This is a genomic window from Sneathiella aquimaris, from assembly GCF_026409565.1.
Lineage (GTDB): Bacteria > Pseudomonadota > Alphaproteobacteria > Sneathiellales > Sneathiellaceae > Sneathiella > Sneathiella aquimaris.
The window spans coordinates 3,649,057-3,672,902 of sequence record NZ_CP112881.1 but is presented as its reverse complement, the minus strand read 5'-3'; the positions used below and the strand labels follow the sequence as shown (position 1 = coordinate 3,672,902).

At 49.4% G+C, this 23,846-nt stretch carries 28 protein-coding genes, 1 tRNA gene and 1 riboswitch; of the genes, 14 read left to right on the top strand and 15 right to left on the bottom strand.

The window, feature by feature from the left end:
- Positions 1-11: 11 nt before the first annotated feature.
- The gene (gene metX / locus OIR97_RS17340; protein WP_169544329.1) at positions 12-1,097 is read right to left on the bottom strand and encodes a homoserine O-acetyltransferase MetX; all 1,086 of its coding nucleotides are present in this window, start codon (positions 1,095-1,097) and stop codon (positions 12-14) included.
- A 222-nt stretch (positions 1,098-1,319) separates the two neighbouring features.
- Between metX and OIR97_RS17335 the strand changes: the two genes are divergently transcribed.
- Genes OIR97_RS17335 through OIR97_RS17325 form a run of 3 tightly spaced genes read left to right on the top strand, consistent with a single transcriptional unit; the run spans position 1,320 to position 4,260 of the window.
- Positions 1,320-2,183 (top strand): chorismate mutase, encoded by an 864-nt coding sequence (locus tag OIR97_RS17335; RefSeq protein WP_169543469.1) that lies wholly within the window; start codon positions 1,320-1,322, stop codon positions 2,181-2,183.
- 36 nt (positions 2,184-2,219) lie between these two features.
- Positions 2,220-3,314 carry a histidinol-phosphate transaminase gene (gene hisC, locus OIR97_RS17330; protein WP_169543468.1) on the top strand — a complete coding sequence of 365 codons (1,095 nt, stop codon included), beginning with the start codon at positions 2,220-2,222 and terminating at the stop codon, positions 3,312-3,314.
- Between the two features lies 1 nt (position 3,315).
- Positions 3,316-4,260: a prephenate/arogenate dehydrogenase family protein gene (locus tag OIR97_RS17325; protein ID WP_169543467.1), complete on the top strand. Its 945-nt coding sequence runs from the start codon at positions 3,316-3,318 to the stop codon at positions 4,258-4,260.
- Here the strand turns inward: OIR97_RS17325 and OIR97_RS17320 are convergent.
- Positions 4,257-5,294, bottom strand: coding sequence for a DUF2125 domain-containing protein (locus tag OIR97_RS17320; protein WP_169543466.1), 1,038 nt, complete (start codon positions 5,292-5,294; stop codon positions 4,257-4,259). The two genes, OIR97_RS17325 and OIR97_RS17320, sit on opposite strands and share 4 nt — an antisense overlap.
- A gap of 102 nt (positions 5,295-5,396) precedes the next feature.
- On the opposite strand from OIR97_RS17320, the gene OIR97_RS17315 reads away from it, so the two are divergent.
- Together OIR97_RS17315 and OIR97_RS17310 are read left to right on the top strand one after the other, a co-directional pair.
- Complete coding sequence (locus OIR97_RS17315; RefSeq protein ID WP_169543465.1) at positions 5,397-6,299, top strand: DMT family transporter; 903 nt, start codon at positions 5,397-5,399, stop codon at positions 6,297-6,299.
- Positions 6,299-6,892, top strand: coding sequence for a gamma-glutamylcyclotransferase (locus OIR97_RS17310; protein WP_169543464.1), 594 nt, complete (start codon positions 6,299-6,301; stop codon positions 6,890-6,892). The genes OIR97_RS17315 and OIR97_RS17310 overlap by 1 nt, the downstream gene beginning before the upstream one ends.
- Before the next feature lie 111 nt (positions 6,893-7,003).
- Here the strand turns inward: OIR97_RS17310 and OIR97_RS17305 are convergent, their stop codons facing one another.
- The 8 genes from OIR97_RS17305 to ftsE form a co-directional block, all read right to left on the bottom strand.
- Positions 7,004-7,228, bottom strand: a complete 225-nt coding sequence (locus OIR97_RS17305) for a DUF1127 domain-containing protein (protein ID WP_169543463.1) — start codon at positions 7,226-7,228, stop codon at positions 7,004-7,006.
- A 129-nt stretch (positions 7,229-7,357) separates the two neighbouring features.
- Positions 7,358-8,053: a 5,6-dimethylbenzimidazole synthase gene (bluB, locus tag OIR97_RS17300; protein ID WP_169543462.1), complete on the bottom strand. Its 696-nt coding sequence runs from the start codon at positions 8,051-8,053 to the stop codon at positions 7,358-7,360.
- Between the two features lie 49 nt (positions 8,054-8,102).
- A riboswitch (cobalamin riboswitch) is annotated at positions 8,103-8,280 on the bottom strand.
- A 51-nt stretch (positions 8,281-8,331) separates the two neighbouring features.
- Positions 8,332-10,653 carry an adenosylcobalamin-dependent ribonucleoside-diphosphate reductase gene (locus OIR97_RS17295; protein ID WP_169543461.1) on the bottom strand — a complete coding sequence of 774 codons (2,322 nt, stop codon included), beginning with the start codon at positions 10,651-10,653 and terminating at the stop codon, positions 8,332-8,334.
- A 104-nt stretch (positions 10,654-10,757) separates the two neighbouring features.
- Complete coding sequence (locus tag OIR97_RS17290; protein ID WP_181017840.1) at positions 10,758-11,429, bottom strand: lysophospholipid acyltransferase family protein; 672 nt, start codon at positions 11,427-11,429, stop codon at positions 10,758-10,760.
- Positions 11,430-11,482: 53 nt separating this feature from the next.
- Positions 11,483-12,091, bottom strand: coding sequence for a YdcF family protein (locus OIR97_RS17285; protein ID WP_169543459.1), 609 nt, complete (start codon positions 12,089-12,091; stop codon positions 11,483-11,485).
- Entirely contained in the window at positions 12,088-12,639 is a 552-nt protein-coding gene (locus OIR97_RS17280; RefSeq protein WP_169543458.1) for a D-glycero-alpha-D-manno-heptose-1,7-bisphosphate 7-phosphatase, read from the bottom strand. The genes OIR97_RS17285 and OIR97_RS17280 overlap by 4 nt, the downstream gene beginning before the upstream one ends.
- A 1-nt stretch (position 12,640) precedes the next feature.
- Positions 12,641-13,528: a cell division protein FtsX gene (locus OIR97_RS17275; protein ID WP_169543457.1), complete on the bottom strand. Its 888-nt coding sequence runs from the start codon at positions 13,526-13,528 to the stop codon at positions 12,641-12,643.
- Complete coding sequence (gene ftsE, locus OIR97_RS17270; protein WP_169543456.1) at positions 13,525-14,223, bottom strand: cell division ATP-binding protein FtsE; 699 nt, start codon at positions 14,221-14,223, stop codon at positions 13,525-13,527. The genes OIR97_RS17275 and ftsE overlap by 4 nt, the downstream gene beginning before the upstream one ends.
- A 125-nt stretch (positions 14,224-14,348) precedes the next feature.
- Here ftsE and OIR97_RS17265 point away from each other — a divergent pair, with 125 nt between their 5' ends.
- The 6 genes from OIR97_RS17265 (at position 14,349) to OIR97_RS17240 (ending at position 18,599) form a co-directional block, all read left to right on the top strand.
- On the top strand, positions 14,349-15,071 hold the full coding sequence (locus tag OIR97_RS17265) for an MJ0042-type zinc finger domain-containing protein (RefSeq protein ID WP_169544328.1): 723 nt from the start codon (positions 14,349-14,351) through the stop codon (positions 15,069-15,071).
- Between the two features lie 46 nt (positions 15,072-15,117).
- Positions 15,118-15,654, top strand: a complete 537-nt coding sequence (gene hpt / locus OIR97_RS17260) for a hypoxanthine phosphoribosyltransferase (protein WP_169543455.1) — start codon at positions 15,118-15,120, stop codon at positions 15,652-15,654.
- A gap of 15 nt (positions 15,655-15,669) precedes the next feature.
- The gene (locus tag OIR97_RS17255; protein WP_169543454.1) at positions 15,670-16,092 is read left to right on the top strand and encodes a response regulator; all 423 of its coding nucleotides are present in this window, start codon (positions 15,670-15,672) and stop codon (positions 16,090-16,092) included.
- Positions 16,093-16,221: 129 nt separating this feature from the next.
- Positions 16,222-17,391 carry a thiolase domain-containing protein gene (locus OIR97_RS17250; RefSeq protein ID WP_169543453.1) on the top strand — a complete coding sequence of 390 codons (1,170 nt, stop codon included), beginning with the start codon at positions 16,222-16,224 and terminating at the stop codon, positions 17,389-17,391.
- A gap of 5 nt (positions 17,392-17,396) precedes the next feature.
- Positions 17,397-17,795, top strand: a complete 399-nt coding sequence (locus OIR97_RS17245) for a Zn-ribbon domain-containing OB-fold protein (RefSeq protein ID WP_169543452.1) — start codon at positions 17,397-17,399, stop codon at positions 17,793-17,795.
- Between the two features lie 30 nt (positions 17,796-17,825).
- Positions 17,826-18,599 (top strand): SDR family NAD(P)-dependent oxidoreductase, encoded by a 774-nt coding sequence (locus OIR97_RS17240; protein ID WP_169543451.1) that lies wholly within the window; start codon positions 17,826-17,828, stop codon positions 18,597-18,599.
- Positions 18,600-18,738: 139 nt separating this feature from the next.
- Here the strand turns inward: OIR97_RS17240 and OIR97_RS17235 are convergent.
- Both OIR97_RS17235 and OIR97_RS17230 read right to left on the bottom strand, forming a co-directional pair.
- Positions 18,739-18,824 (bottom strand) — tRNA-Leu (locus OIR97_RS17235).
- 90 nt (positions 18,825-18,914) lie between these two features.
- Positions 18,915-19,625, bottom strand: a complete 711-nt coding sequence (locus OIR97_RS17230; RefSeq protein ID WP_169543450.1) for a response regulator — start codon at positions 19,623-19,625, stop codon at positions 18,915-18,917.
- Positions 19,626-19,972: 347 nt separating this feature from the next.
- Here OIR97_RS17230 and OIR97_RS17225 point away from each other — a divergent pair, with 347 nt between their 5' ends.
- From OIR97_RS17225 to OIR97_RS17215, 3 genes are read left to right on the top strand one after another with little or no spacing between them, the layout of a single operon-like run.
- Entirely contained in the window at positions 19,973-20,554 is a 582-nt protein-coding gene (locus OIR97_RS17225) for a YqaA family protein (RefSeq protein ID WP_169543449.1), read from the top strand.
- Positions 20,555-20,575: 21 nt separating this feature from the next.
- Complete coding sequence (locus tag OIR97_RS17220) at positions 20,576-21,061, top strand: disulfide bond formation protein B (protein ID WP_169543448.1); 486 nt, start codon at positions 20,576-20,578, stop codon at positions 21,059-21,061.
- Positions 21,062-21,106: 45 nt separating this feature from the next.
- Complete coding sequence (locus tag OIR97_RS17215) at positions 21,107-21,685, top strand: demethoxyubiquinone hydroxylase family protein (protein WP_219821583.1); 579 nt, start codon at positions 21,107-21,109, stop codon at positions 21,683-21,685.
- A gap of 20 nt (positions 21,686-21,705) precedes the next feature.
- Here OIR97_RS17215 and OIR97_RS17210 read toward each other — a convergent pair whose 3' ends face one another.
- The 3 genes from OIR97_RS17210 to OIR97_RS17200 form a co-directional block, all read right to left on the bottom strand.
- Positions 21,706-22,434 (bottom strand): hypothetical protein, encoded by a 729-nt coding sequence (locus OIR97_RS17210; RefSeq protein WP_169543446.1) that lies wholly within the window; start codon positions 22,432-22,434, stop codon positions 21,706-21,708.
- 97 nt (positions 22,435-22,531) lie between these two features.
- Positions 22,532-23,083 carry an HNH endonuclease gene (locus OIR97_RS17205; RefSeq protein ID WP_169543445.1) on the bottom strand — a complete coding sequence of 184 codons (552 nt, stop codon included), beginning with the start codon at positions 23,081-23,083 and terminating at the stop codon, positions 22,532-22,534.
- Between the two features lie 133 nt (positions 23,084-23,216).
- On the bottom strand, positions 23,217-23,810 hold the full coding sequence (locus OIR97_RS17200) for a DNA-3-methyladenine glycosylase family protein (RefSeq protein WP_267177740.1): 594 nt from the start codon (positions 23,808-23,810) through the stop codon (positions 23,217-23,219).
- Positions 23,811-23,846 lie beyond the last annotated feature (36 nt).

Genomic DNA, 23,846 nt, shown 5'->3' with positions numbered 1-23,846 from the left:
TGTTTTTTCAATCACGCGGCAATCCCCCTGCGTTGCGCTGTCGATTGCAGGAAGCCACCGATGGTTTCCAGCATATGAGGTGTGTCCAGTAGAAAGGCATCATGTCCCTTGTCAGTTTCAATTTCAACAAAGCTGACATTCGCTGCAACCGCATTTAAAGCGCGGACAATTTCCTTGCTTTCAGTGGTCGGAAAAAGCCAGTCACTGGAAAAAGAGACGACACAAAAGCGGGTGTCAGCCCCTTCAAATGCTTTTGCAAGTGAACCGCCATTGTCTCTTGCCAAATCAAAATAATCCATTGCTCGAGTAATATAGAGATACGAATTGGGATCAAATCGATCGACAAAATTGATCCCTTGGTACCGCAGGTAACTTTCAACCTGAAAATCAGCGTCAAACCCATAGGCGAGTTTGTCCCGGTCCTGAAGATTACGGCCGAATTTGCGGTGAAGGGCAGACTCGGACAAATAGGTGACATGGGCCGCCATCCGGGCAACCGCCAAGCCTGCCCGTGGTTTGGAATTTTGTTCCTGATAGTGTCCGCCATGCCAGTTCGGGTCTGCCATCACTGCCTGCCGCCCGACTTCATGAAAGGCAATATTCTGTGCGGAATGTTTGGCCGCAGTTGCAATCGGAATGACGCTGAAGCATCGTTCAGAATAAGAACTTGCCCATTCCAGCACCTGCATGCCACCCATGGAACCACCTATGACGGAGAACCAGTCAGGAATTTCAAGGTAATCCTGCAACAAGGCTTGCAGACGGACCATGTCACCGATCGTAATAATCGGAAAATCAAGGGCATAGGGTTTTCCGGTTTCGGGATTGATATCCTTGGGGCCGGTTGTTCCCATGCAGCCGCCTAGAACGTTGCTGCAGACAATAAAATATTTGTCGGTATCCAGCACTTTTCCCGGTCCGATCATGATGGTCCACCAACCATCCTTACCAGTTAAAGGTTGCTGACTTGCTGCATATTGGTCACCCGTAAGAGCATGGCAGACCAACACCGCATTTGATTTATCTGCATTTAACGTACCATAAGTGTTGTAAGAGACCGAAATATCCCGCATCATTGTTCCGCAATCCAGTGGCATGGGTTGATCTGTTCCCAATATCACGGAATGATGGTTTGCTTCAGATGAGGTATTTGACACGATCAGAACTCTTTTCGCACTGGTTTGATAGAAAAATCTTTGTTTTGGGTTATATTGCTGATAGCTAGGGCTGTCGGGCAATATATGTCAATAATTACTTATCATTTGTCCATCGAATAGTACAAGATATGCCACTGGGCTTGATAATTTCAGGTATAGAATGTGACACAAACAAATAAAAAACTGGAAGCACTCCGAACCGAAATTGATCGATTGGATGATGAGCTTTTAGAGGTTCTTGAACGCCGCGTTAGTATCGTCAAGGATATTGCTGCGGCCAAACGGGAAGAAAAAGTGGACGGGCCGATTTTTCGGCCGGGCCGCGAAGCTAACGTGATGCGCCGGATTCTTGAAAAGCATTCCAGCGATTTGGCGGATGAAGTTGTTGCCCGTATCTGGCGTGAGATGATTTCGGCGGTGTGCCGAATGCAAAAACCACATTCTGTGGCGATCACAGCCCCTGAAAAATCTGTAGGGTTTTGGGACTTGGCGCGCTGTCATTTTGGGTCTGCGACCCCGATGACGCTGCATAAGTCACCGATGGTTGTTTTGCGTGAAGTCTCCAGCGATCCCTCGACCCTGGGTGTTATGCCGTGGCTAAATCTGGAGCGGGATACCTGGTGGGTCCATTTGGCACAAGGAGGCGAAACCGTTCCTAAAGTGCTGGCATGCCTTCCTTTTACACCGAACAGATCGGGCAGCTTTGAGGATCTGACTGCCTTGGTGATCGGGCAGGCCGAGCCGGAACCTTCAGGCAATGATGAAACCCTCATGGTGTTGGTGACGCAAGAGGAAGTCAGTCGCGCCCGTCTTAACGAATATCTGGAAAAAACCGGTATCCCCGGTTACTGCATTGACTCTCGCTCTCCCGTTGCGGAAGAGGGGGACTGGCTCCACCTATTCCAGATCCCCGAATTTGTACCGGAAGATGATCCGCGTCTGGTCGACTTTAAGGAACTCGTCGGCAGTGGTGTCATAAAACTGGTCATTTTGGGAGCCTTTGCGGTTCCCATGAAATCGGAATAATTATCACCCTTTATCCTCTGATCTGAAAGAAAGTCGATGTCTGTCGCTACCCCTACTCCTAAATCCGGTATTTTGGATATAACTCCCTATGTTGGCGGAAAATCAGCCGGTACGGGGACAGGAAAAGTTGTAAAACTCTCTTCAAACGAAACACCTTTAGGGGCAAGCCCAAAGGCGAAAGACGTTTTGAAAGATCTGGCAGACAGTCTTCACCTTTATCCGGATGGCGGCTCTTCTGCTCTGCTGGCGGCAATTGGCGATATTCATGGTCTGGACCCACAGTCCTTGATTTGCGGGAATGGCTCGGATGAGTTGTTGTCCCTTTTGACTAACGCCTATGCCGGGCCTGGGGATGAGGTCCTGTTTTGCGAGCATGGATTTCTTGTCTATGAGCTTGCTGCTCTGGCCAATGGGGCAACCCCTGTAAAGGCGCCTGAGAAAAACCTGACTACAGATGTTGATGCATTGCTCGCCGCCGTAACAGATAAAACGAAAATTGTGTTTTTGGCGAATCCCAATAATCCGACCGGCACCTATATCCCGTTTTCTGAGGTAGAACGCCTGCAGGCGGGGTTGCGATCTGATATTTTGCTGGTGCTGGATGCGGCCTATGCAGAATATGTGACAAAAAGCGATTATGAGGCTGGTATTTCATTAGTAGAACGGTCTGAAAATGTCGTGATGACACGGACATTTTCCAAGATTTATGGTCTTTCTGCCCTGCGGGTTGGATGGGCGTTTGGACCACAGGCCGTGATCGATGTTTTGCACCGGATCCGGGGCCCTTTTAATGTAAACGCGATTGCACAGGCAGCGGCTGTGGAAGCCGTACGAGATCAGGAGTTCGTGCAAAAAGCGCGGGAACATAATGATAAATGGTTGCCGATCTTAACCCAAAGCCTTCGTGGGCTGGGGCTTGATGTCACGGATAGTGTTGGCAATTTTGTTCTGATGAATTTCAAGGATACGGGTAAATCAGCCGCTGATGCTGAGGCATTTTTAAGTGCGCGTGGACTTGTTTTGCGCAGTGTCGCTTCTTACGGTTTGCCAGATAGTTTACGGATGTCGATCGGGCTGGATGATGATAACCGGGCCGTCATAGAGGCCCTTCGCGAATTTCTGGAACAGTAAAATGTCGAAAGAGACCACCGTTAAATTTAAGAAGATGGCCCTGATCGGTATCGGTTTGATCGGATCGTCCATTGCCCGCGCCGCGCGTCAGAAAAATCTGGTCAGCGAAATTGTCTGTTCAGCAAGAACACACGACACCCGAAGGGTAGCGCTTGAACTGGGCATTGTTGATCATGCTTATGAGCGCGCAGCGGACGCTGTGGCCGGCGCAGACCTGATCATTTTATGTACCCCTGTTGGTACCTATGGGGCGCTCGCCAAAGAAATACAGCCGCATCTGGAACCGGGGGCACTGGTAACGGATGTGGGGTCAGTCAAACAAATGGTAGTCGAAGCCATTGAGCCGTTTATTCCGGAGGGTGTTGATTTCGTGGCCGGGCATCCGATTGCGGGTACTGAGAAATCCGGACCGGCCGCTGGATTTGCTGAATTGTTCGAGAAACGCTGGTGTATTCTTACGCCGTCAGAAAAATCGACGGAGGCCGGCATCGAAAAGCTTTCCGATTTCTGGCGCGGAATGGGCAGTAGCGTTGAGAATATGGATGCTAAACATCACGATCTTGTTCTCGCTATTACCTCGCATATTCCGCATTTGGTAGCCTATAATATTGTTGGAACAGCTGATGATTTGCAGGAGGTCACACAATCAGAAGTGATCAAATATTCTGCAGGTGGTTTCCGGGACTTTACCCGTTTGGCGGCGTCTGATCCGACAATGTGGCGGGATGTTTTTCTGAATAACAAAGACGCCGTTCTGGAAATGCTTGGTCGGTTTTCAGAAGACCTGACAGCTTTGCAGCGGGCAATCCGCTGGGGCGACGGGGATGCTTTGTTTCAGATGTTTTCCCGCACCCGGGCTATTCGTCGCCAGATTATTGATGCCGGTCAGGAAACCGCAGAAGCAGATTTCGGACGGACCGCCCATGTTGAGGATCAATCCGATTAAAAGAGGGGATCAATTTTGCCAAGGAAAATTGGGCCCAGATAGATCCCTCCGGTTTGAAATGTCAGCGGTATCTTAAGAACACGGACACCTTCTTCGTTTTCGCGGGCGAGCAAATTTACGGCAAACTCGACGGTTTGAATGTTCTTTCTGTTAAGGCGGCCTGCATCAACGAACGCTTCGATCAGATCATTGAACCCCTTGATATTGGCCGAAAAGGCACCTATTGGGCGGTTGGCCTCGTCTAACGCCAAAGTCCCGTTGGTCACGATCTCGGTATCCCCTTTTAAGAATAGCAGCTCCTGAATGTCGATAGAGCCCCCGTTTTCCCGCCAGGCAGTGATAGTGCCCGCGTTCCTGAAATCCTGCCACGAGCCTTCGAGAACGGCAGAGATAGCCAGCTTTTCAATCGTTTCGCCTAAGAAATGATTTTTGTCATCAATCAACTTGACCTGATCCGCTCGCAGGACAAGTTGACGGCCAGATACGGATGTTTCTTTGTGATCCTTATCTGAATATGTGGTTGGCTGTTCACGCTCGTGAATTTGAAGCCGGTTCACTGTTATCGGTGCGCGCCAGTCAGGCTCAAGTCGAAGATTGGTGCCATCAAGCGCAAGCTTCTCTAATTGTCCGGAGAGGGTCAGAGTTGCGCTACCAAGAAGCGAGTCTGAATTTAGGGTTGCGGACCGGCTTATACCCTTGTCCTGCCAGTTTGTCTTGAGCGTGTTCTTGGCGCCAAAGATCACATGGGTCACATTCCAGGGTTCCATGACAATCCATAAATCCTTCCCTTCAATTCGGGCCTGTCTATCCGGATTGGGTTCTTTTATGGAGAAGTCGGCAAATGAAAGCCGTACTCTGTAAGGGAAGTCAGATATCTCTATAGGACTGTTTTCAATGACATATCCCAGTTCGGTTTTGGCCTTTTTCCAGTTGTGATAGGCCTGTTCTGCGGTGTCGGCAACACTTTTCCACCACAGGGCATATCCCCCAATAAGAACAGCAAGTCCAATCAACGAGGATAGGATGATACGCATGAAATAGTTCCCAATTCTTCTAACGCTTGAGCTTTGTGCAGGCACTCTATAAGTTTACGAGCCTGTCTGTCACTGACTTTCCAATGAAAAGTTTAACCCATTATGCCGAACGCTCACCCTGCGAGTAAAAACACGATTATGCTGACGATGATGCCCGCGGTCTTTGTCTTCTTGTGGAGCACGGGCTTTATCGGCGCAAAGCTTGGGTTACCATATATCGAACCCATGACATTTCTTGCGGTGCGTTTTGGAATTTGTGTTTTATTGTTTTTACCTCTGGTAACGCTAACGCGGACGCGTTGGCCGGACCGCTGGCAGGATTGGGGGCATATCGGATTTGCCGGCCTGCTGATGCATGGGGGATATCTGGGGTTCGTCTTCTGGTCAATTGGATTGGGTGTTCCGGCAGGAACATCGGCCCTTATTGTCGGAATTCAGCCGCTTATTGTCGGAGCGATGGCCGGAATTCTACTTTCTGAAAAAGTAAGCCGGATACAATGGGCGGGGCTATTATTCGGTTTGCTTGGCGTCTTTCTGGTCGTCGCGGAAAAACTGTCACTGGGGGAGGGGTCTGTTTTCGCCATTGGTCTTAGTTTTTTGGCTTTGTTATCCATATCTTTTGGCACCCTATACCAGAAAAAATATTGCTCCGGCATGAGCCTGAAGAGCGGTAATTTCATCCAGTTCATTGTTGCAACGGCCTATTTTGTGGGCATGTCGTTTCTCTTGGAAGACCGTATCATTGTCTGGAGCGGGGAGCTGGTGTTCGCTTTAGCCTGGTTGGTCTTTGTTCTTTCTTTGGGGGCTGTCAGTCTGCTTTACATTCTCCTCAGAAATGGAGCGGCGGCTAATGTCTCAAGTCTTTTCTATCTTGTGCCACCTTGTACGGCTGTCGTTGCTTTCCTATTATTTGACGAACGCCTGGCATTTGTTTCCCTTCTTGGAATGGGAATAACAATTGTTGGGGTGGCTCTTGTGAATATTAAACCCAGAACGGCTTCTTGATGCGTAAATATGACCTTGTAATAGAACCGGACCTGCCGCCGGTTGATCATCCGCTTCCTGACTTACCAGAAGGAGAGGATTTGTGGATATTTGGCTACGGCTCTTTGATGTGGCGGCCGGGATTTGATCACAAAGGGACGGCAGATGCACAGGTGTATGGATATCATCGGTCTTTTTGCGTCTCTTCGGTTGTGCACCGTGGAACCCGAGAAAAACCGGGTTTGGTTTTGGGGCTGGACTCGGGTGGTTCCTGCCGAGGAAAAGCAATTCTGTGCCCGTCCGATATCCGGGAGCCTGTGATCGATTATTTATACCGGCGGGAAATGGTCACGCGCGTATATGTCCCCAAGATGGTGCAGTTAAAACTGCTGGATCGAGATGAAAGGGTGACAGCGCTGACTTTTGTTGCGGATCCAAAGCATGAACAATATTGTGGCCGCCCAACGATAGAAGAAGCGGCGCGTATTATTGCGTCGGCGTCAGGCCGCGGTGGTCCCAATCGGGATTATCTGAAAAGCACCGTAGATCATTTGGACGAATTCGGTATTGCAGACGGCCCGTTGCATAAGATTTTGGCTTTGGTTGAAGGCTAGGGCGGCATGTTTGCAGACAAAAAAACACCCCCAGCCAAAAATGCGTGAGGGTGTTTTCAAAACAAACAGGGTGGGGACAGACAAAAGGGGGGGAATCTGTCCCTGTGCTCCCTATTTGAACAGTGATTTTGCGACTGGCTCGATATCCGCTTTATCCAGACCAATATCTGCAAGACAACGACTGTCCAGTGAATTCAGGGCGTTTACTGTCTTTCTGTAACGACGTTGCTGTTGAAAGGCATCAACCAGCTTTTCAGCACGAATGACAACAAAAAGAACAGCCCGTTGAATTTCTTCAGCGGCATTATAGGATGTATTAAATGGTAAGACAGTCATCGCTCAATCCTCACTAAATTCGATGACCGACATATAAGACAGTTCTTTCGAAATGAGATTCAGAATTATGGCACTTCACCTATGCAGTTTTTGCATATCTTAGAGCTTTCTGATTTAAGGATTAATTATTTATTTTGGTGTATCCGGCGAATTTTCCTGCCAGCTTTCTTCAAAGATCAGATCGTCTAACAATAACCGTTTTCGCCAGCCTTTTGCTTCCAGCTCTGGCTGGGAATAAAGCTCATCCACATATCCAAGGCATAGATATCCAACGATTTCAATGTCTTCGGGGATATCCAGAAGTGATTTAAGGTCGGAATCGTGAAAGATACTGACCCAACCAACGCCAATACCTTCAGCCCGCGCCGCCAGCCACAGATTTTGTATCGCGCAAACGGTGCTGTAAACATCCATATTCTGGTTATGGGTACGGCCCAAAACCACCTTGCCGCCGCGGCTTCGATCACAGGTGATACAGATATTGATCGGCGCTTTTCGAATGCCTTCCAGCTTCAGGGATTGATATTTTGATTTTTTCTCGCCGGTGAACATTAAGGCAGCTTCATCATTTGCTTTTGAAAAGGCCTGCCAGATCCGATTCCGATTCTGTTGGTCGCGGATTAAAATAAAGTTCCATGGCTGCATGAATCCAACAGAGGGTGCGTGATGAGCGGCCAGTAAAATCCGTTGTAAAACATCGTCCGGTATTTCTTTGGGTAAAAACTGATCCCGGACATCCCGCCGCGTGAAGATAGCTTTATAAACCGCATCCCGTTCTTCCGTGGTAAAACGGTCTGCATCCGTCAGCATGATGTGTTCTTTCATTGTTCGATCCCCAACAACTTGCAAAGACACCCGTTCTGCTGTCCACGCAGTAGGGCTATGGTGTCTGGCCGGTCTTCTGACTAAGGGTCGTTTGGTTGATGGGCCTTCCCGGATTGCTCCAGTGGTATTTCCCTAACCATCACCATCACAGCGTTGGGCACGTTCCGGAGTATCACCGGATTCCCGATTCTCCCGACAACGCGGGCACCAGACGCCTTAATATGCGCACGGTTATTTTCTGAAAACAAGGACAAAGGGCGGACATCTTTGTCGGACCGCTAGCTACATTTTGAAAATCCGCAGGAAGCACAGGTATCACAGCCCTCACTCTTGATTAAGGACGCTTCACCGCATTCGGGGCATTGCCGTTGTAGACCGGTTCGATCCTGCATTTGGGAACTGCCGACGCTTTGTCGTTTTGAGTTTGTTTCCGGATCCCGTTTGGCCGGATCCGGTAAGAAACCAATTTGAACAAGATGGGTTTCAACCACATCTCCAATGGCAGCCAGTAGTGAAGGCACATAGCGCCCTTGCATCCAGGCACCACCGCGGGGGTCGAAAACAGCCTTCAATTCCTCAACGACGAAACTGACATCACCGCCACGCCGGAAAACGGCTGAGATCATTCGCGTCAGAGCCACTGTCCAGGCGAAATGCTCGACATTTTTGGAATTGATGAAGATTTCAAAGGGTCGGCGCCGACCATCCTGAATAACATCGTTCAGGGTGATATACATTGCATGATTGCTTTCCGGCCACTTCAATTTATAAGTCTGGCCGGGCAGAGTGCCGGGGCGGTCAAGCGGGCGGGTCATGTAAACAATACCGCCGGCTTCAAAACTGTCTTTTGGCCGGGGTGTTGGTTCCTCCAGAGGTAGCGAGGATTGCGATTGGTTTTCCTCTGTTTTGCTGGTTTCCAGAACGGCGCCCGTGATGTCGTTGGGGCGGTACGTGGTGCAGCCCTTGCAGCCGGTTTCATAGGCTTTCAAGTAAATATCCTTGAAATGCTCAAAGCTGATATCTTCCGGGCAATTAATGGTTTTCGAGATGGAACTATCAACAAACTCCTGAACGGCCGCCTGCATTTTGACATGATCCATCGGCTTTAGAATCTGCGCGTCCACAAAATAATCGGGAAGCGGTACATTTTCGCCCTTCAACCTTCGGAATAACCTGAGCGCATAGTCCGTAACCTCTTCGGCCTTGCGGGTGCCATCCGGCATCAGGACATTCCGGGTATATGAAAAACTGAAGACAGGTTCCAATCCACTGGAGATATTATTGGCCAGCAGGGAAATGGTTCCTGTGGGGGCGATGGAGGTCAGAAGTGCGTTTCGAATACCATGCTTTTTAAGAGCGTCCTGAATGTCTGCATCAAGTTCCTGAACGGTTTCCCCGGCCAGATACTGGTCTTTGTCGAAGAGAGGAAACGCGCCTTTTTCTTTGGCCAGATCGGTAGAGGCAAGGTAGGCGGACCGCCGAATGGCCGCCATCCATTGGCGGGTTATGGAAACGGCCTCATCTGATCCATAGCGTATGCCGCACATGATCAAGGCATCGGCCAACCCGGTAATACCCAGACCAATCCGGCGTTTTGCATTGGCTTCCTGTGCTTGCTGTTCCAACGGAAAACCAGACACATCAATCACATTATCCATCATACGAATTGCTGTGCGAACAAGGCTGTCCAATTGCTCCAGATCCAGATGGGCACTTGTTTCAAAAGGTTTTTTGACAAGTTTTGTCAGATTGACAGAGCCAAGTAAGCAGGCACCATAGGGTGGCAAAGGTTGTTCGCCGCACGGGTTGGTGCCCGAAATTGTTTCCGCATAATGCAGGTTGTTACGCCGATTGATCCGATCGATAAAGATGACCCCCGGTTCAGCAAAGGCATAGGTGGAGCGCATGATTTCGTCCCACAGGGCCCGTGCGCTGACCGTTTTATACAAGGTCCCTTCAAATACAAGATCCCAGGAATCGTTTTTCTTTACCGCCTCCATAAAGGCGTCGGTCACCAGAACCGATAAATTGAACATGCGAAGGCGGCCCGGTTCGCGTTTGGCAGTGATGAAATCCTGAATGTCCGGATGATCGCAGCGCATGGTCGCCATCATCGCACCCCGACGGGATCCCGCACTCATTATGGTGCGGCACATACTATCCCAAACATCCATGAAACTTAAGGGACCGGATGCATCAGACCCCATTCCGTGAACAGGGGCGCCTTTAGGCCGCAATGTCGAGAAATTGTAACCGATTCCTCCGCCCTGTTGCATGGTAAGGGCGGCTTCCTTCAGATTGTCAAAGATGGAGGACATATCATCCGGGATATCCCCCATCACAAAACAGTTGAACAGGGTTACTTTTCGCTTGGTGCCGGCCCCGGCAATGATTCGGCCAGCGGGTAGAAATTTGTAATCCTCAAGCGCTTCGTAAAAAGATCTTTCCCATTTTTCAGGGCTTTTTTCAGGGGCCGCAAGTGCCTTTGCGATGCGCTTCCAGGTATCTTCAATGGATCGCTCAACCTGTTTGTTATCGGCAGATTTAAAGCGATATTTCATATCCCAGATTTGCTGTGAGATCGGGGCGACTGAAGACATGGGAACTCCTGGCTAACCAAAACTCTAATTTACGACAGTATATAGTAAACACCCCGATAAATGAAATGATCGATCCATATATTAAACCGTTTTGGTTGGTTGCCTTAGGAGAGATGGGCTTTGCGTCCTTCTTCAACCAGCTCTTTTGTTTTCGGCTCGATTGTCTCTTTCAGCTGCGCCATGAAGTCTTTGCGTTTCAAACCAGCGGGAATTGGTGGAAGGAATTCGATTATGATGGTTCCGGGTTTACAGACGAACTGTTTCCGTGGCCAGAAAACACCGGTGTTCAGGGCCATCGGTGTGACGGGGGTATCCAGTTTGGAATAAAGGGCCGCAATACCCGGCTGATAGGGAAGATCACTGTCCAGCGCGCTGCGCGTACCCTCTGGGAAAATGACAATTGGCCGGTCATTTGACAGCGCATCCTGTGCCTGTTTGATCATCGCTTTTAAAGCGGCAGCATGGCCGTTTCTGTCAACCGCAATCATTTCGGTCTTTTTGCAATACCACCCGTAAATCGGGATGCTCAACAGCTCTTTTTTCAAGACCATGGCTGGATCTTTCAGCAACGCGTGAAAAACCATGGTTTCAAATGCGGACTGATGTTTTGCGGCGATGAGGCCAGCCCCTTTTGGAATATATTCCTGTCCGCGAATCTCGACTTTAAGGCCACAGATCGTGCGCATCAGGAACATTATCCCGCGGGTCCAGATTGATTGGCCCAGCACAATCCATTTTTTGTCAAATGCCAGGGCAGGCAAAAACAGAAGGTTCATGAAAATGGACCAAAGCCAAAAACACGGAAAAAAGAGAGTTGATCTTAAAAAAGTCACGTATCGGGTCCACTCATAGCAATCATTTCAATTCTGGCTCGAACCAGACTGATGACATATTTGTTAAACTCAGCAACCAGTACATACAGTAACTTGGGGCTGCGCCACCAGCGTTTTAGTGCATCGGTATCATCAGCGGGAGCATAGGCGATCAGGTTTTTGTCCGGAAGTTGCCGACGCAACTCAACAAGGGATCTGGGCATATGATAGGCGCTGGTCACAACCAGAATGTCATTAAAGCCATGCTCCTCGGCCCAGAGCGATGCTTCATAGGCGTTTCCAACCGTATCTTTTGCAATTCGGCCAAGATCGACACAGCAATCCATAAGAACGGTGCTTTCTCCCATTGCTTTACCAAGTTGCGTTTTTGTAACGCTGGTATGCACGCCCGATACCAGTAAGCGCTTTCCGGCCCCTGTTTTCAGCAATTCAAAGCCCAGTTTCAGGCGTCCGGGGGTACCGGTCAGGATGACAATTCCGTCAGCGCTGGTGCTATTGGAATATATCCCGCTCGTAATTTCCCGGACATAAAACAGAAAGGCACCAGCCCATAGCGCGATCAGGATCAAAAGAAGCTGTATGAAGATTCGGGATCTGGGTTTCATGGCTTAAAACGTCCATCCAGAATGAAACGGGTCGCCTCAGATAAATCTTTCGCAACGGTGATGGGAAGTATTTCAGGATCAAATCCATCTTTCTGGGTTTTAAGTCCCTTGCCCGTCTGTACCAGAATGCGATGGCACCCCGCTTTTTGTGCTGCCTGCAGATCCCGCAGGCTGTCCCCGATCATGACCGCGTGTTCCGGGGCTGTCCGAAATTGGCTAAGTGCACTCCTGATCATGCCAGCACCGGGTTTTCTGTTTTCAGTCGCTTCCCACGGGGTATCCGGGGCAAAGAAAATCTGATCGATTTTCCCGTTTTGGCGGCGTAATTCCGTGCGCAGTTTATTGTGAATGCTGGTCAGGGTCTCTTCCGTAATAAGCCCCCGGCCAATGCAGGATTGGTTTGTAACGATCACAACATAATGTCTGGCTGCATTGAGTGCGGCAATGGCTTCAAGGGCGTTGGGAATAAAAACCAGTTCGTCCGGTGATTTGACAAAATCGGTCCGGTCTTCATTTATGACGCCATCTCTATCCAGTAAAACCAGCACGCTACATCATCCGTTTTAGTGAGCCCAATACGATCCAGCGCACTGTATATCTCGTCAGAAGTGCTACCAGAACGGGAAGCATAGACAAAGCAACCCATCCTTCCAATATCATTGTTGGCGCGGTGATCAAACTGGCATCCAGACGGCCAGCGAGAAAGGAAAAGATCTGCATAACCAGAAGCGCAAGAAAGAGGCCGGGCAGGGCACCCAGAAAGCTGAGCCGGGTAAAATAATTCTGAAACTGGCGAGCGATATATTTGTCCTGAGCACCGATCAGATGAAGAACTTCAATGATGTCCTGATGCATCACCATACCCGTTCGCGCGGCAAAAATAACGATAATGACCGTGACAATACTGATCAGCAGCATGATGGCACCGGCAAGGATTTGTACCGAGCGGGCCAGCAGGATCATCTTGTTCAACCAAGGCCGGTGGGTGTTTAAAACAGCGCCCGGAACGGCATCCGACAATTTCTTGGCAGCAGCCAGTAAATCGACAGAACTCCCTTCTGCAATGGTAACTTCAATCAGCCTGGGAAGGGGCAGGTTCTTAATCACGTCGGCCCGTCCCAGATATGGCTCTAGTAATTTGGCTGTATCTGACTTGTCTAACGGCTGCACCTTTTCAAGGCCCGGAAAGGTTTTTAGAAAATCGGTTGCGATCCGGACTTTCTTATCCAGATTGGTGCCTTCTTCATAAGCAATCTCGACCGTGAGGTTGCCACTAACCGCGTTCGACCAGTCCTGAACAGCAGAATGGATGGAAAAAAGCCCGGCCAGAGCAAGGCTCGCCAGAAAAATCATGGAGGAAATGACGACAGGCAGATATTTACTGGAAACGTCCTTTTCCAGCTGCAATTCTGCGGATTTACCAAATACACTTATCACAAGGTACTCCGATGATATTGTTCCAGATACTCGTCTGACCGGCTGAAATGAAGGGTGCTGTCTTTCAGATACATCACGGGATTGGAAAAACGTCGGATCAGTCCGATGTCATGGGTTGCAATAACAACGGTCGTACCGATTTTGTTCAATTCCTGAAAAAGATGCATGAGCCGAAGTCCCATTTCCGGATCCATGCTGCCGGTTGGCTCGTCGGCAATAAGAAGCTGAGGTCGGTTGATCACGGCCCGGGCAATCGCAACCCGTTGTTTTTCACCGCCAGATAACGTGGGGGGCTTGGCATCGATCTGGGCACCAAGACCCACCCAATCCAAAAGTTCAGCAACATCTTTATAAATCTGGTCTTCGTCGGCACCAGCGATTCGCAAGGGAAGCGCCACATTGTCCAAAGTCGACAGATGATCGAGCAATCTGAAGTCCTGAAATACCACGCCGATCTTGCGTCGAAATGAAGGCAGATCCTTTCGGCTTAAACTGCTGACTTCCTGTCCAAACAATGTCAGCAACCCGCGGCTTGGTCGATGGGAAAGAGCGAGAAGTTTGAGCAAAGAGCTTTTGCCAGCACCGGTAGGGCCGGTCAGAAAATGAAACGAGCCAGGTCCCAGATGAAGATTAATATCCCTGAGAACCTCCGGCCCCATGCCGTATCTCATGCCGACATTTTCAAATCTGATCAATAAAGCCTCCCCAAAAACACAATTGAACAATAAACTAACGTAGATTTATCAGCCAGTCTTGTGCATGTTCAATCAAATGCCTATAAAAAAGTACGTTTAACCCGTGGACTGAATGTTTCCTGCTCATGATATTAACTTGTTCTTCCTGTTCAACGCGTTATTTGATCGACGCGGCTTCTGTCGGACCAGATGGCCGAACAGTCAAATGCGCCAAATGTGGTCATAAATGGCGGGAGTATCCTCCTGCTGATGTCCCGAAAGTGCTAACAGAAGAGAGTGTCGAAATTACGGACACTGTTGAAGAAGGAGCCGCGCCCACTCCGGAGATGAGTATTCGCGAGATGTCGGCGTCGTCTTCCCGTCGCCGGACGACGGAAGCACCGCCCCGGAAAAAAAGAAACTGGATCGGCTGGCTATTGTTCCTGGTGATTCTGGGCGGGATTGGCGCCGGCGTATTTTATGGGCGTGATTACGTTGTGAAGTTCCTGCCGGCGTCTGCAAAATTATATCAGATGCTCAAAATTGATGTGCAAACCTCGAATAAGCTTGGTTTGGAAATTCGGGAAGTAACATCCAAGTCAATTCTGGAAAAAGGGGTAGTTCGCCTGACCGTTACGGGAAAAATTGTGAATGTTACCGGAACGGTGCGACCGCTTCCCCGAGTTGCCATTCAATTGCTCGATGCTAAAAAACAGCATGTTTACAGCTGGAGCAAAGAACTTGATGAAAAAGAAATTGCGCCATGGGGAACAGTGGAATTCTCGTCCAGTATGAACCAGCCCCCTGAAGAGGCCAAACGCGTTAAGGCGGATCTTGTGGTTCCAAAGAAACCAGAAGCTACGCAATAAACTGAATTTATGAAGGCTAATCGCCGAACCTGAGTTGGAGAATAAAATGGCTTCTGAGCCAAATATTGAAACCCTGTTTTCAAGTGCACAGATCGCAAAACGAAATGAAGAACTGGCTGAGCAGATTGCGTCTGATCTGGGTCGGGACATTCTGGTTATTGCGGTTCTGAAGGGAAGCTTTGTTTTTGCAGCGGACCTGATCCGGTCCCTGCATCATGCTGGCGTCCGCCCCCAAATCGATTTTATGGCCCTGTCGTCCTATGGTGATAAAACAATCAGTAGCGGTACGGTTGTCATCACACGCGATATCATGGACACGGTCAAAGGACGGAAAGTTCTGTTGATTGATGATATTCTGGAATCCGGTCGGACCATGGAATTTGCACGGGACGAACTGATGTCTCGCGGTGCGGAAACTGTAAAAACCTGCCTGATGCTGGATAAAAAAGGTAAACGGGTCGTTGATTTCGAAGCTGATTTTGTGGGTTTTGACTGTCCCGATCTTTTTGTTATTGGCTACGGTCTGGATTACGCGCATTATTACCGGGAATTGCCGTATATTGGCCATATCCTGGATAAATGAAGGTTTAAGCATTCGATGGCACGGATACTTGTTGCAGATGACGAAGCTTCATTGCGGGAATTTGTCGAACGTGCACTGACCCATCACGGGCACCAGGTGGTGTCCGTGCGGGATGGGGCAGAGGCGCTTCATGCGTTGCAGGAAGAAGAGCCGTTTGACTTACTGCTGACCGATATCGTGATGCCGATTATGGATGGAATTGCACTATCCCTGAAGGTGGCAAAAGAACAGCCTGATCTTAAAATCCTTCTCATGACCGGCTATGCGGCGGAGCGTCAGCGGGCCTATAATCTTGAAGATTTGATTTATGATGTGGTCCCGAAACCTTTTACGCTCGATGAGATTTGCAAAAAAGTAGAAGAAGCGTTGCAAGGCTCGGAACAGGCATCCTCTCCGGTTTCCACAAAAGATCTGGGGCTTCGTGACCATAAAGGTTAAGAGCTGCCCGGTTCGAATAACCGAATAAACTATTGATAAATGATAGTGGTTTTGATACCGCTAATGCATGAAAACGCGATTCCCTAGCGTCAATAAACAACAATAAATGAGAGAAAGGGATGATGTACCATGTCTTTAAATGGTCAGGCTTATATTGCGGGTGCTTTCGAGCATCCGACACGAAAGGCCGTCGATAAATCACTTGCCCAATTACATGCTGAATGCGCCCAAGGTGCTCTTGCAGATGCGGGTCTTACTAAAGACGATGTAGACGGATATTTCTGCGCAGGAGATGCTCCCGGCCTTGGGCCCCTGTCGCTTGCCGACTATATGGGCCTGAAGCTGCGTCATATGGATAGCACCGAAACCGGAGGGTCTTCGTATCTTATTCATGTCGCCCATGCGGCGGAAGCCATTGCCCTTGGAAAATGCAAGGTCGCCCTGATAACGCTGGCCGGACGGCCCCGGGCGGAAGGGATGGCGACAGGCACGGCACCGCGCAATTACGGAATGTCTGCGCCGGATGTCGCTTTTGAATTTCCGTTTTCCCCAACGATTTCAAATATGTATGGTATGTGCGCCAAACGGCATATGCATGAGTTTGGAACGACAAGCGAGCAACTTGCCTGGATTAAAGTGGCTGCGTCGCATCATGCGCAGCACAATCCAAATGCCATGTTGCAAAAGGTGGTGACGGTTGAAGAGGTGGTCAATTCACCGATGATTTCCGACCCTTTGCACCGTCTGGATTGCTGTGTGATCAGTGATGGCGGCGGTGCGTTGGTTGTTGTTGCGCCTGAGATTGCTAAATCCCTGAACCGGCCATTGGTTAAGTTAAAAGGGGCGGGTGAAGCACCGAAACATCAGAACGGCGGCCGTATTGATTTAACCTATTCCGGCGCCGCCTGGTCGGGGGCCGCGGCGTTTGAAGAAGCGGGTGTTACCCCCGCAGACATTAAATATGCGTCCATATATGACAGCTTTACCATCACGGTTCTGATGCAGCTGGAAGACTTGGGTTTCTGCGCCAAGGGTGAGGGCGGAAAGTTCGTTGCCGATGGCAATTTGATTTCTGGTGTTGGAAAATTGCCGTTTAACACGGATGGCGGCGGACTTTGTAATAATCATCCGGCCAATCGCGGCGGGATGACCAAGGTCGTCGAGGCCGTTCGCCAGCTTCGCGGGGAAGCACATCCGGCGGTTCAGGTGCCCAATTGCGATCTGGCCATTGCTCAGGGAACTGGCGGGTCGCTGGGAACAAGACACGGCAGCGCAACCCTAATTCTGGAGCGGGAGTAAGCATCATGGTAGATCAAAAAAGAACAATTGCTGCGCCGCATGTTGATCCTGAAACGGAGGCCTATTGGCAAGCCGCGCGAGAGGGCGTTTTGTTGATCCGGTACTGCAATGGATGTCAGTCTGCACACCATTATCCGCGGACAATTTGCCCGCATTGCGGTAGTGATGATACGGAATACCGTCCCAGCAAAGGAACCGGGGTTATCTATTCCTATAGTGTGATGAGACGGGTTCCCGTGCCGTATGCTATTGCGTATGTGACGCTTGATGAAACAGATATATCAATGATGACCAATCTGGTTGATTGTGATCTGGATGGACTGGAAATCGGCCAGCCGGTTAAGCTTGTCTTTTCTGAAACAGAAGGGGGCGGGCCACCTGTGCCGACATTCACACCCCGTTGAATGTGACGATAATAAAAAAAGGAAAATGGCATGAAAAATCCAATGAGCATGCAGGGCCAGACCGTTCTTGTTACCGGTGCTGGACAAGGGGTCGGGGCCGCGGTCTCAGAACTGATTATTGAGCTTGGCGGTAAGGTTGTTTTACTCGACGTTAAAGAAGACGAACTCCGCGCGCTTGCTGACAGACTTGGTTCGGAAAATGCAACGGCCTATGTCGGCAGTGTCACAGACCCCGCCTTTGTCGAGGCGACCGTTCGGCAGGCTGCTGAAAAATATGGCGCCATTACCGGCTTGGTAAACAATGCTGGTATTATTCGAACAGCGATGATTGAGAAGATGTCCAAGGAATATTGGGATCAGGTTATCGACGTTAATTTGACGGGTGTTTATTTGTGCCTGCAAACAGTGGGCCGTCATATGCTGGAGCGGATCAAGGACGGTGACACAGCCCCTGCCGCCATTGTGAATGTATCGTCTGTTGCAGGGCGCCGCGGGGCCGTTGGCCAGATTAACTATGCCGCAGCCAAATCGGGTGTTCTGGGGATGACCATGGCCGCTGCAAAAGAATGGGGGCGGCATGGTATTCGTGTTAACAGCGCCTGTTTTGGAGTTGTTTCAACTGAAATGACAGAGGTTGTCCGGTCTGAAAAATTTCGCGATGCCTATATGAAGCAAATTGTTCTTCAGCGCTTTTCAGATCCTGAAGAGGTCGCGAAGTCCGTTGTATTCATGCTAAGCGATGCGGCAAGCTATATTACTGGCCAGCATATTTCGATTGATGGCGGCCTGCATATCGGCTTTTAAACTGTGTGTGGGGCGCATCAGTCCCACATTGTTTGATCAGGGCGGATCCCCGTATAGCGTTGCGCAAAGGCACATTCATATGCCGTGCGCATTTGCATTTTTACACATATTGGTCTTTGGAAATGATCCACGAAGTGGATGGTGCCCCTGGCCTGACTCGAACAGGCACGCCCTAAGGACAACAGATTTTGAATCTGTCGCGTCTACCAATTCCGCCACAGGGGCTGTGTGGAAGTAGCAGCACTATAGCGATGAAAACTCGCGGGTCAATAGAGCAAATGCGTGAAATTTATTTTCTACGCATTTGGCGAAATATCACGCCAATGTTGTTAATATGGTATAGCCGGAACCACGCACCGATTTGATCATCTGAGGTTGGTTTTCGTCGGCTTCCAGTTTCAGGCGAAGACGGCGGACCAGCGCATCAATGTTACGGCTGTTTTCTTTCAGTTCCTTGTTGAAAATTTTCAAGCTGAGCTTTTCTCGGTCGACCGGTTGGCCCGGATTTTCCAAAAGGACCCGAAGAAGCTGAAATTCGGCCATTGTCAAAGGGATGTCATCCCCTTCAGGAGAGGCCAGCTTATGGTGCGGAAGATCAAGGCACCATCCGGAAAAGACAATTTGAGATTTGACACTTCCGGCAGCAGCAACATCCGCCTGTCTGTTGCTGCGTCGCATGACACTTTTTATGCGGGCTAGAAGCTCACGCCTGTTATAGGGTTTTGCCACATAATCGTCGGCACCCATTTCCAGGCCGATGATCAAGTCAACGCTTTCCCCTTTGCCTGTCAGGATAATGACACCTACGTCTGAACGCTCTTTGAGATAGCGAGTAAGGCTCAGGCCATCTTCACCCGGTAACATAAGATCCAGAATAACCAGATCAAAATCATCAGAGGCAAAGACTTGCCGCATTTCTTCGGCGTCGCCTGCCTCGGCAACTTCGTAGTTTTCTTTTTCCAGCGTGGTTCTTAATACCTGTCGTAGTTCAGGCTCGTCATCTACGACCAGAATTTTCTGTTTCATAGTTGCCGGTGTTTCCCTAATTATTTAAATAACTGACGAGTTATCCAATCACATGTGCCATGATGTAATAAAAAAGTTACAAGATCAACAAATTAGATTGCTTCACTATATTGGCGATCTTTCATAGCGTTTTAAGTAACAAGAAAAAATACAAAAATTCCTGCATTTTTGTTGCCTCTCTCACATAACTGGAAAAAACATTAAGATCCTGTTAAGTGCGAGGAGGCGCACGCCATAAAAAGAAGGCGGGCTGATAAAAAACCGGAATATCGTAAAATAGAGTGAAATCTGTCAGGCATCTTCTACAATGCCAAGACCATACCGCCAAAGAGAGTGATCCGTTTTTAATGCTTAGAAGATTATACGACTTTACGATGTCTCTGGCGGCCAGACCGCGGGCCAAAACATTTATTGGCGGCGTTGCCTTCATTGAAAGCTCTCTTTTTCCGATTCCCCCTGACGTCATGCTGATCCCGATGGTTCTGGCGAACCGGGCGCAGGCCTGGCGGATTGCAATGATTTGCACAGTCTGTTCTGTTCTGGGCGGGCTTCTGGGCTATCTGATCGGCTACTATTTTTTCGAACTCGTCGGAGAAGCGATCATTGGGTTTTACGGGTATGAAGAAAAATTTGCGGGCTTTCGTGATGGATATACGGAATGGGGGGGGTGGATTGTTGCTTTTTTCGGCCTGACACCGTTTCCCTACAAAGTGATTACGATTGCCAGCGGGGCTGTCCAGCTTAATTTGGCGGTATTTATCGCGGCATCGGTTCTCTCCAGAAGTGCGCGGTTTTTTCTGGTTGCAGGACTGCTGAGATATTTCGGTGAACCTATCCGGATGTTCATTGAGAAATATCTGGGCCTTTTGACCATTCTTTTTTTCGTCCTGTTGTTTGGATCCTTTGTCGTCCTTAAATATGTTGTGTGAAATCTGGGTGAGGAAAACACATTGATTGCTCTTTATCTAAAGTCTCTGCATATCGCTTTGCTTGCGAGCGTCGGGGCGTTGGCAACGGCTTTTGTCGCGCAGTTTGCGTTTGGCCTGCACCCTTGTGTCCTGTGCCTGTATCAACGTTGGCCCTATGCCGCCGTGATTGTTGTGTCTGGGGCCGGTTTGCTGGTAAGCCGTAAATTTGGCTTTCGGGGTGTGTTCGACGCGTTGGCGGCCCTTGGCTTTTTTGCAACTTCGGCAATCGGTGCGTTTCATGTGGGCGTTGAACAGGGCTGGTGGGAAGGTTTTGATGGGTGTGTGGCTGATACATCAGTGACGTCCAGCATGGCGGAGTTACGATCGCAAATCATGTCGGCCCCGGTCGTCAAATGCGATGAAATCGCCTGGGAGCTTTTCGGCGTGTCAATGGCAGGCTATAATACTCTTTTTGCAGCTCTATTAATGATTTTCATGATCAAGGCCTTTTTCAATAATCGTGCGTGATGAAAATGGCTTTCGTATTCTCTTTTTATGAGTGAGGGACTTAGTATGACAACATCCTCCAGTGACGCAGGTTCTTCCAAGACGGCCGCGGGCCGTCAACCAGGAGATCTGCGTGCCGAAGAATTGATAGAGCGGATTATCCGGGTTGATCATGCAGGAGAGTTTGGGGCCGTTCGAATTTATGAAGGGCAATATGCGGTTCTGAAAAATTCTGAAGAAGCCGAAACCATTCAACATATGAAAGAACAGGAAGAGGTTCACAGGGAGAAATTTGAACAGCTTCTTGCAGATCGGCGGGTTCGCCCAACCGTGCTGACCCCTTTTTGGAATGTGGCAGGCTTTGCACTTGGCGCAGGAACGGCCTTGCTTGGAAAAGAAGCGGCAATGGCGTGTACTGAAGCGGTCGAGGAGGTGATTGACGAACATTATCAACACCAGCTTGAGCAATTGGGTGACGACGAAGCCGAATTGAAGGAAACGATCAAAAAGTTTCGCGATGAAGAAATTGAGCACCGGGACATCGCCCGGGAAAAAGGGGCCCATGAGGCCCCTGGTTATGAACTGCTGACTACGGCGGTGAAAACAGGCTCAAAACTCGCGATTTGGCTGTCGTCACGGGTATAAGGTTTCGTCTTATACAGGCCCTATGGAAAATCGCAGCGCGTCGCCGAAATACTGGCGAAACTCTGTTTACCGCTTAGAATGCTGAAGCGATATTCCTTACCGCCAAACACAACACTTTTGTGAATAGGCAGGACGCCTTCGACCTTTTCGGATTTTCCGCCAATCTTCGTGAACGTTATGCTGACCGGTTTGGCAGGATCGTACCATGCCTCAGGCTTGCCTTCCGCATTAAGAGTGGAAATGCCGTTGCCAGTGACCGTAATGGAGCCGTCTGCAAGGCTGATCGAATTGCCGATTTGTGTGTAGATGGGTGTATTGACAATAAATCGTTTGGTTTCTGGCGTTGGATCGCAGTTTTGTTGATTTTGGGCCAGACCGATCAATGTGATCAGGCGTTCCGGGTCCAGTCCTTCATCCACCCGCTGTTTGACAAGTTCCAGAATTTCGAGGGTCGCTCCTGTCGGAATTTCCTGCTCAAATTTATGGCGCCAGCCCCGGGCTTCTGCAAGTGCCGAATTCTGTTTTTCCAGCGCGTCTCTTGTCTGATCTGTCAGGCGCTGATTTTTCAGCGATAAAACCTTAACCTGGTCTTCTACATTTGCAACACGCCGATCTGCCTGCGCCTGGCCTTCAAAATAGCCATACGCCCCTGCAGCACTCAGCAGTGCAAGATAAAATACTGTTTTGAGAAAACGATTGCGACGCTCGCGCGCTCTCTTTTTCTCGGAAAGGCCTAATCCGTAACTCATAGTCCATCACATCTGGTGAAAAAAAACGGGAACATCAACTCCTGTTATTTAACCATCTGAACGGCCAATAGCAAGAGAGGAGAATTGGGCGTTTCTTCTATTCTTCCAGTTCAGCATCCCAATACAGAAAATCCCGCCAGCTTTCATGCAGGTAATTGGGCGGAAAACCACGCCCTTTTTCATTCAAAAGTTGCATTGTGGGGATATAGGGTTTTACTTCGGGGAACATATGGGCTTCTCTGGTGAGGCGCCCTCCCTTGCGCATGTTGCAAGGCGCGCATGCTGTTGTAATATTTTCCCAACTTGTCTGACCGCCCAGCCGGCGCGGTAGAACATGATCAAACGTCAAATCGTCAAAAGAGCCACAATATTGGCAGCGAAAGCCATCTCTGAGAAAAAGATTAAACCGGGTAAAGGCGGGACGTTTATCCTGTTGAATGTAGCGTTTCAGGCAAATAACACTTGGCAGGCGCATTTCAAAGCTGGGTGAATGAACCACCCGGTCATATTCAGAAACGATGTCTACTCGCTCTAAAAAAACGGATTTGAGTGCATCCTGCCATGACCACAAAGAAAGAGGAAAGTAACTCAGTGGTCTGTAGTCGGCATTTAAAACGAGTGCCGGAAATTTTTCTGCACTTGCGAGCATTTTCAGAAGGCCTTCATTGCGATGGTCTCTAAAAGTAAGTGTGGCGCGTTTTGCGAGAAAAATCAAATGCTAATACAGTATTTTGTGTTAAATGTTTATGACCCTACTGTATGTCGATGCCATCAACAAAGTGTCAGGATTTCCTTTTGACCACATCTGCATAATATCGCCATAAAATGCGGGCTGCGAGCGTGCGGTAAGGGCGCAAGGGCGCCGCGAGCTCATCCATTTCTTTGACAGAAGGTCTTTCCGGCAGGGCTTTAAGATGATGCATGGCAATTTTAAGGGCCACATCCCCGGCAGGCCAGATGTCCTGCCGTTGAAGGCAGGCGATCAAGTAAACCTCCGCCGTCCAGCGACCAATCCCTTTGACCTGCATGAGCGTCTCCATCGCTTCCGCATCACTCAGGGTATCGAGTTTTTCTAAAATTAGACGCCCGGCTACAATCTGTTCCGCAAGGGCACGGGTATAGACCGCTTTTTGTTTGCTCAGCCCCAACGCGCGAAGGGCGGATTCGTCCAAGGTCAATGTAACGGTAGGAGTGAAAGGGTCAATGGCGGCTTTCAGGCGCTTCCAAATCGCGGCGGCACTGGCCAGAGAGACCTGTTGTTCGACAATAATTCGAACCAGCGTTTCAAAGCCTGCCGGCTTTGTACGGGGCGGAATGGGGGTAATCTGTTGAAGGGCGAAGGCAAAATCTGGATCTTGCCGTGCGATATAATCCAAACCGTCCCCAAGATGGTGTTCTTCGGGATAAAAAAG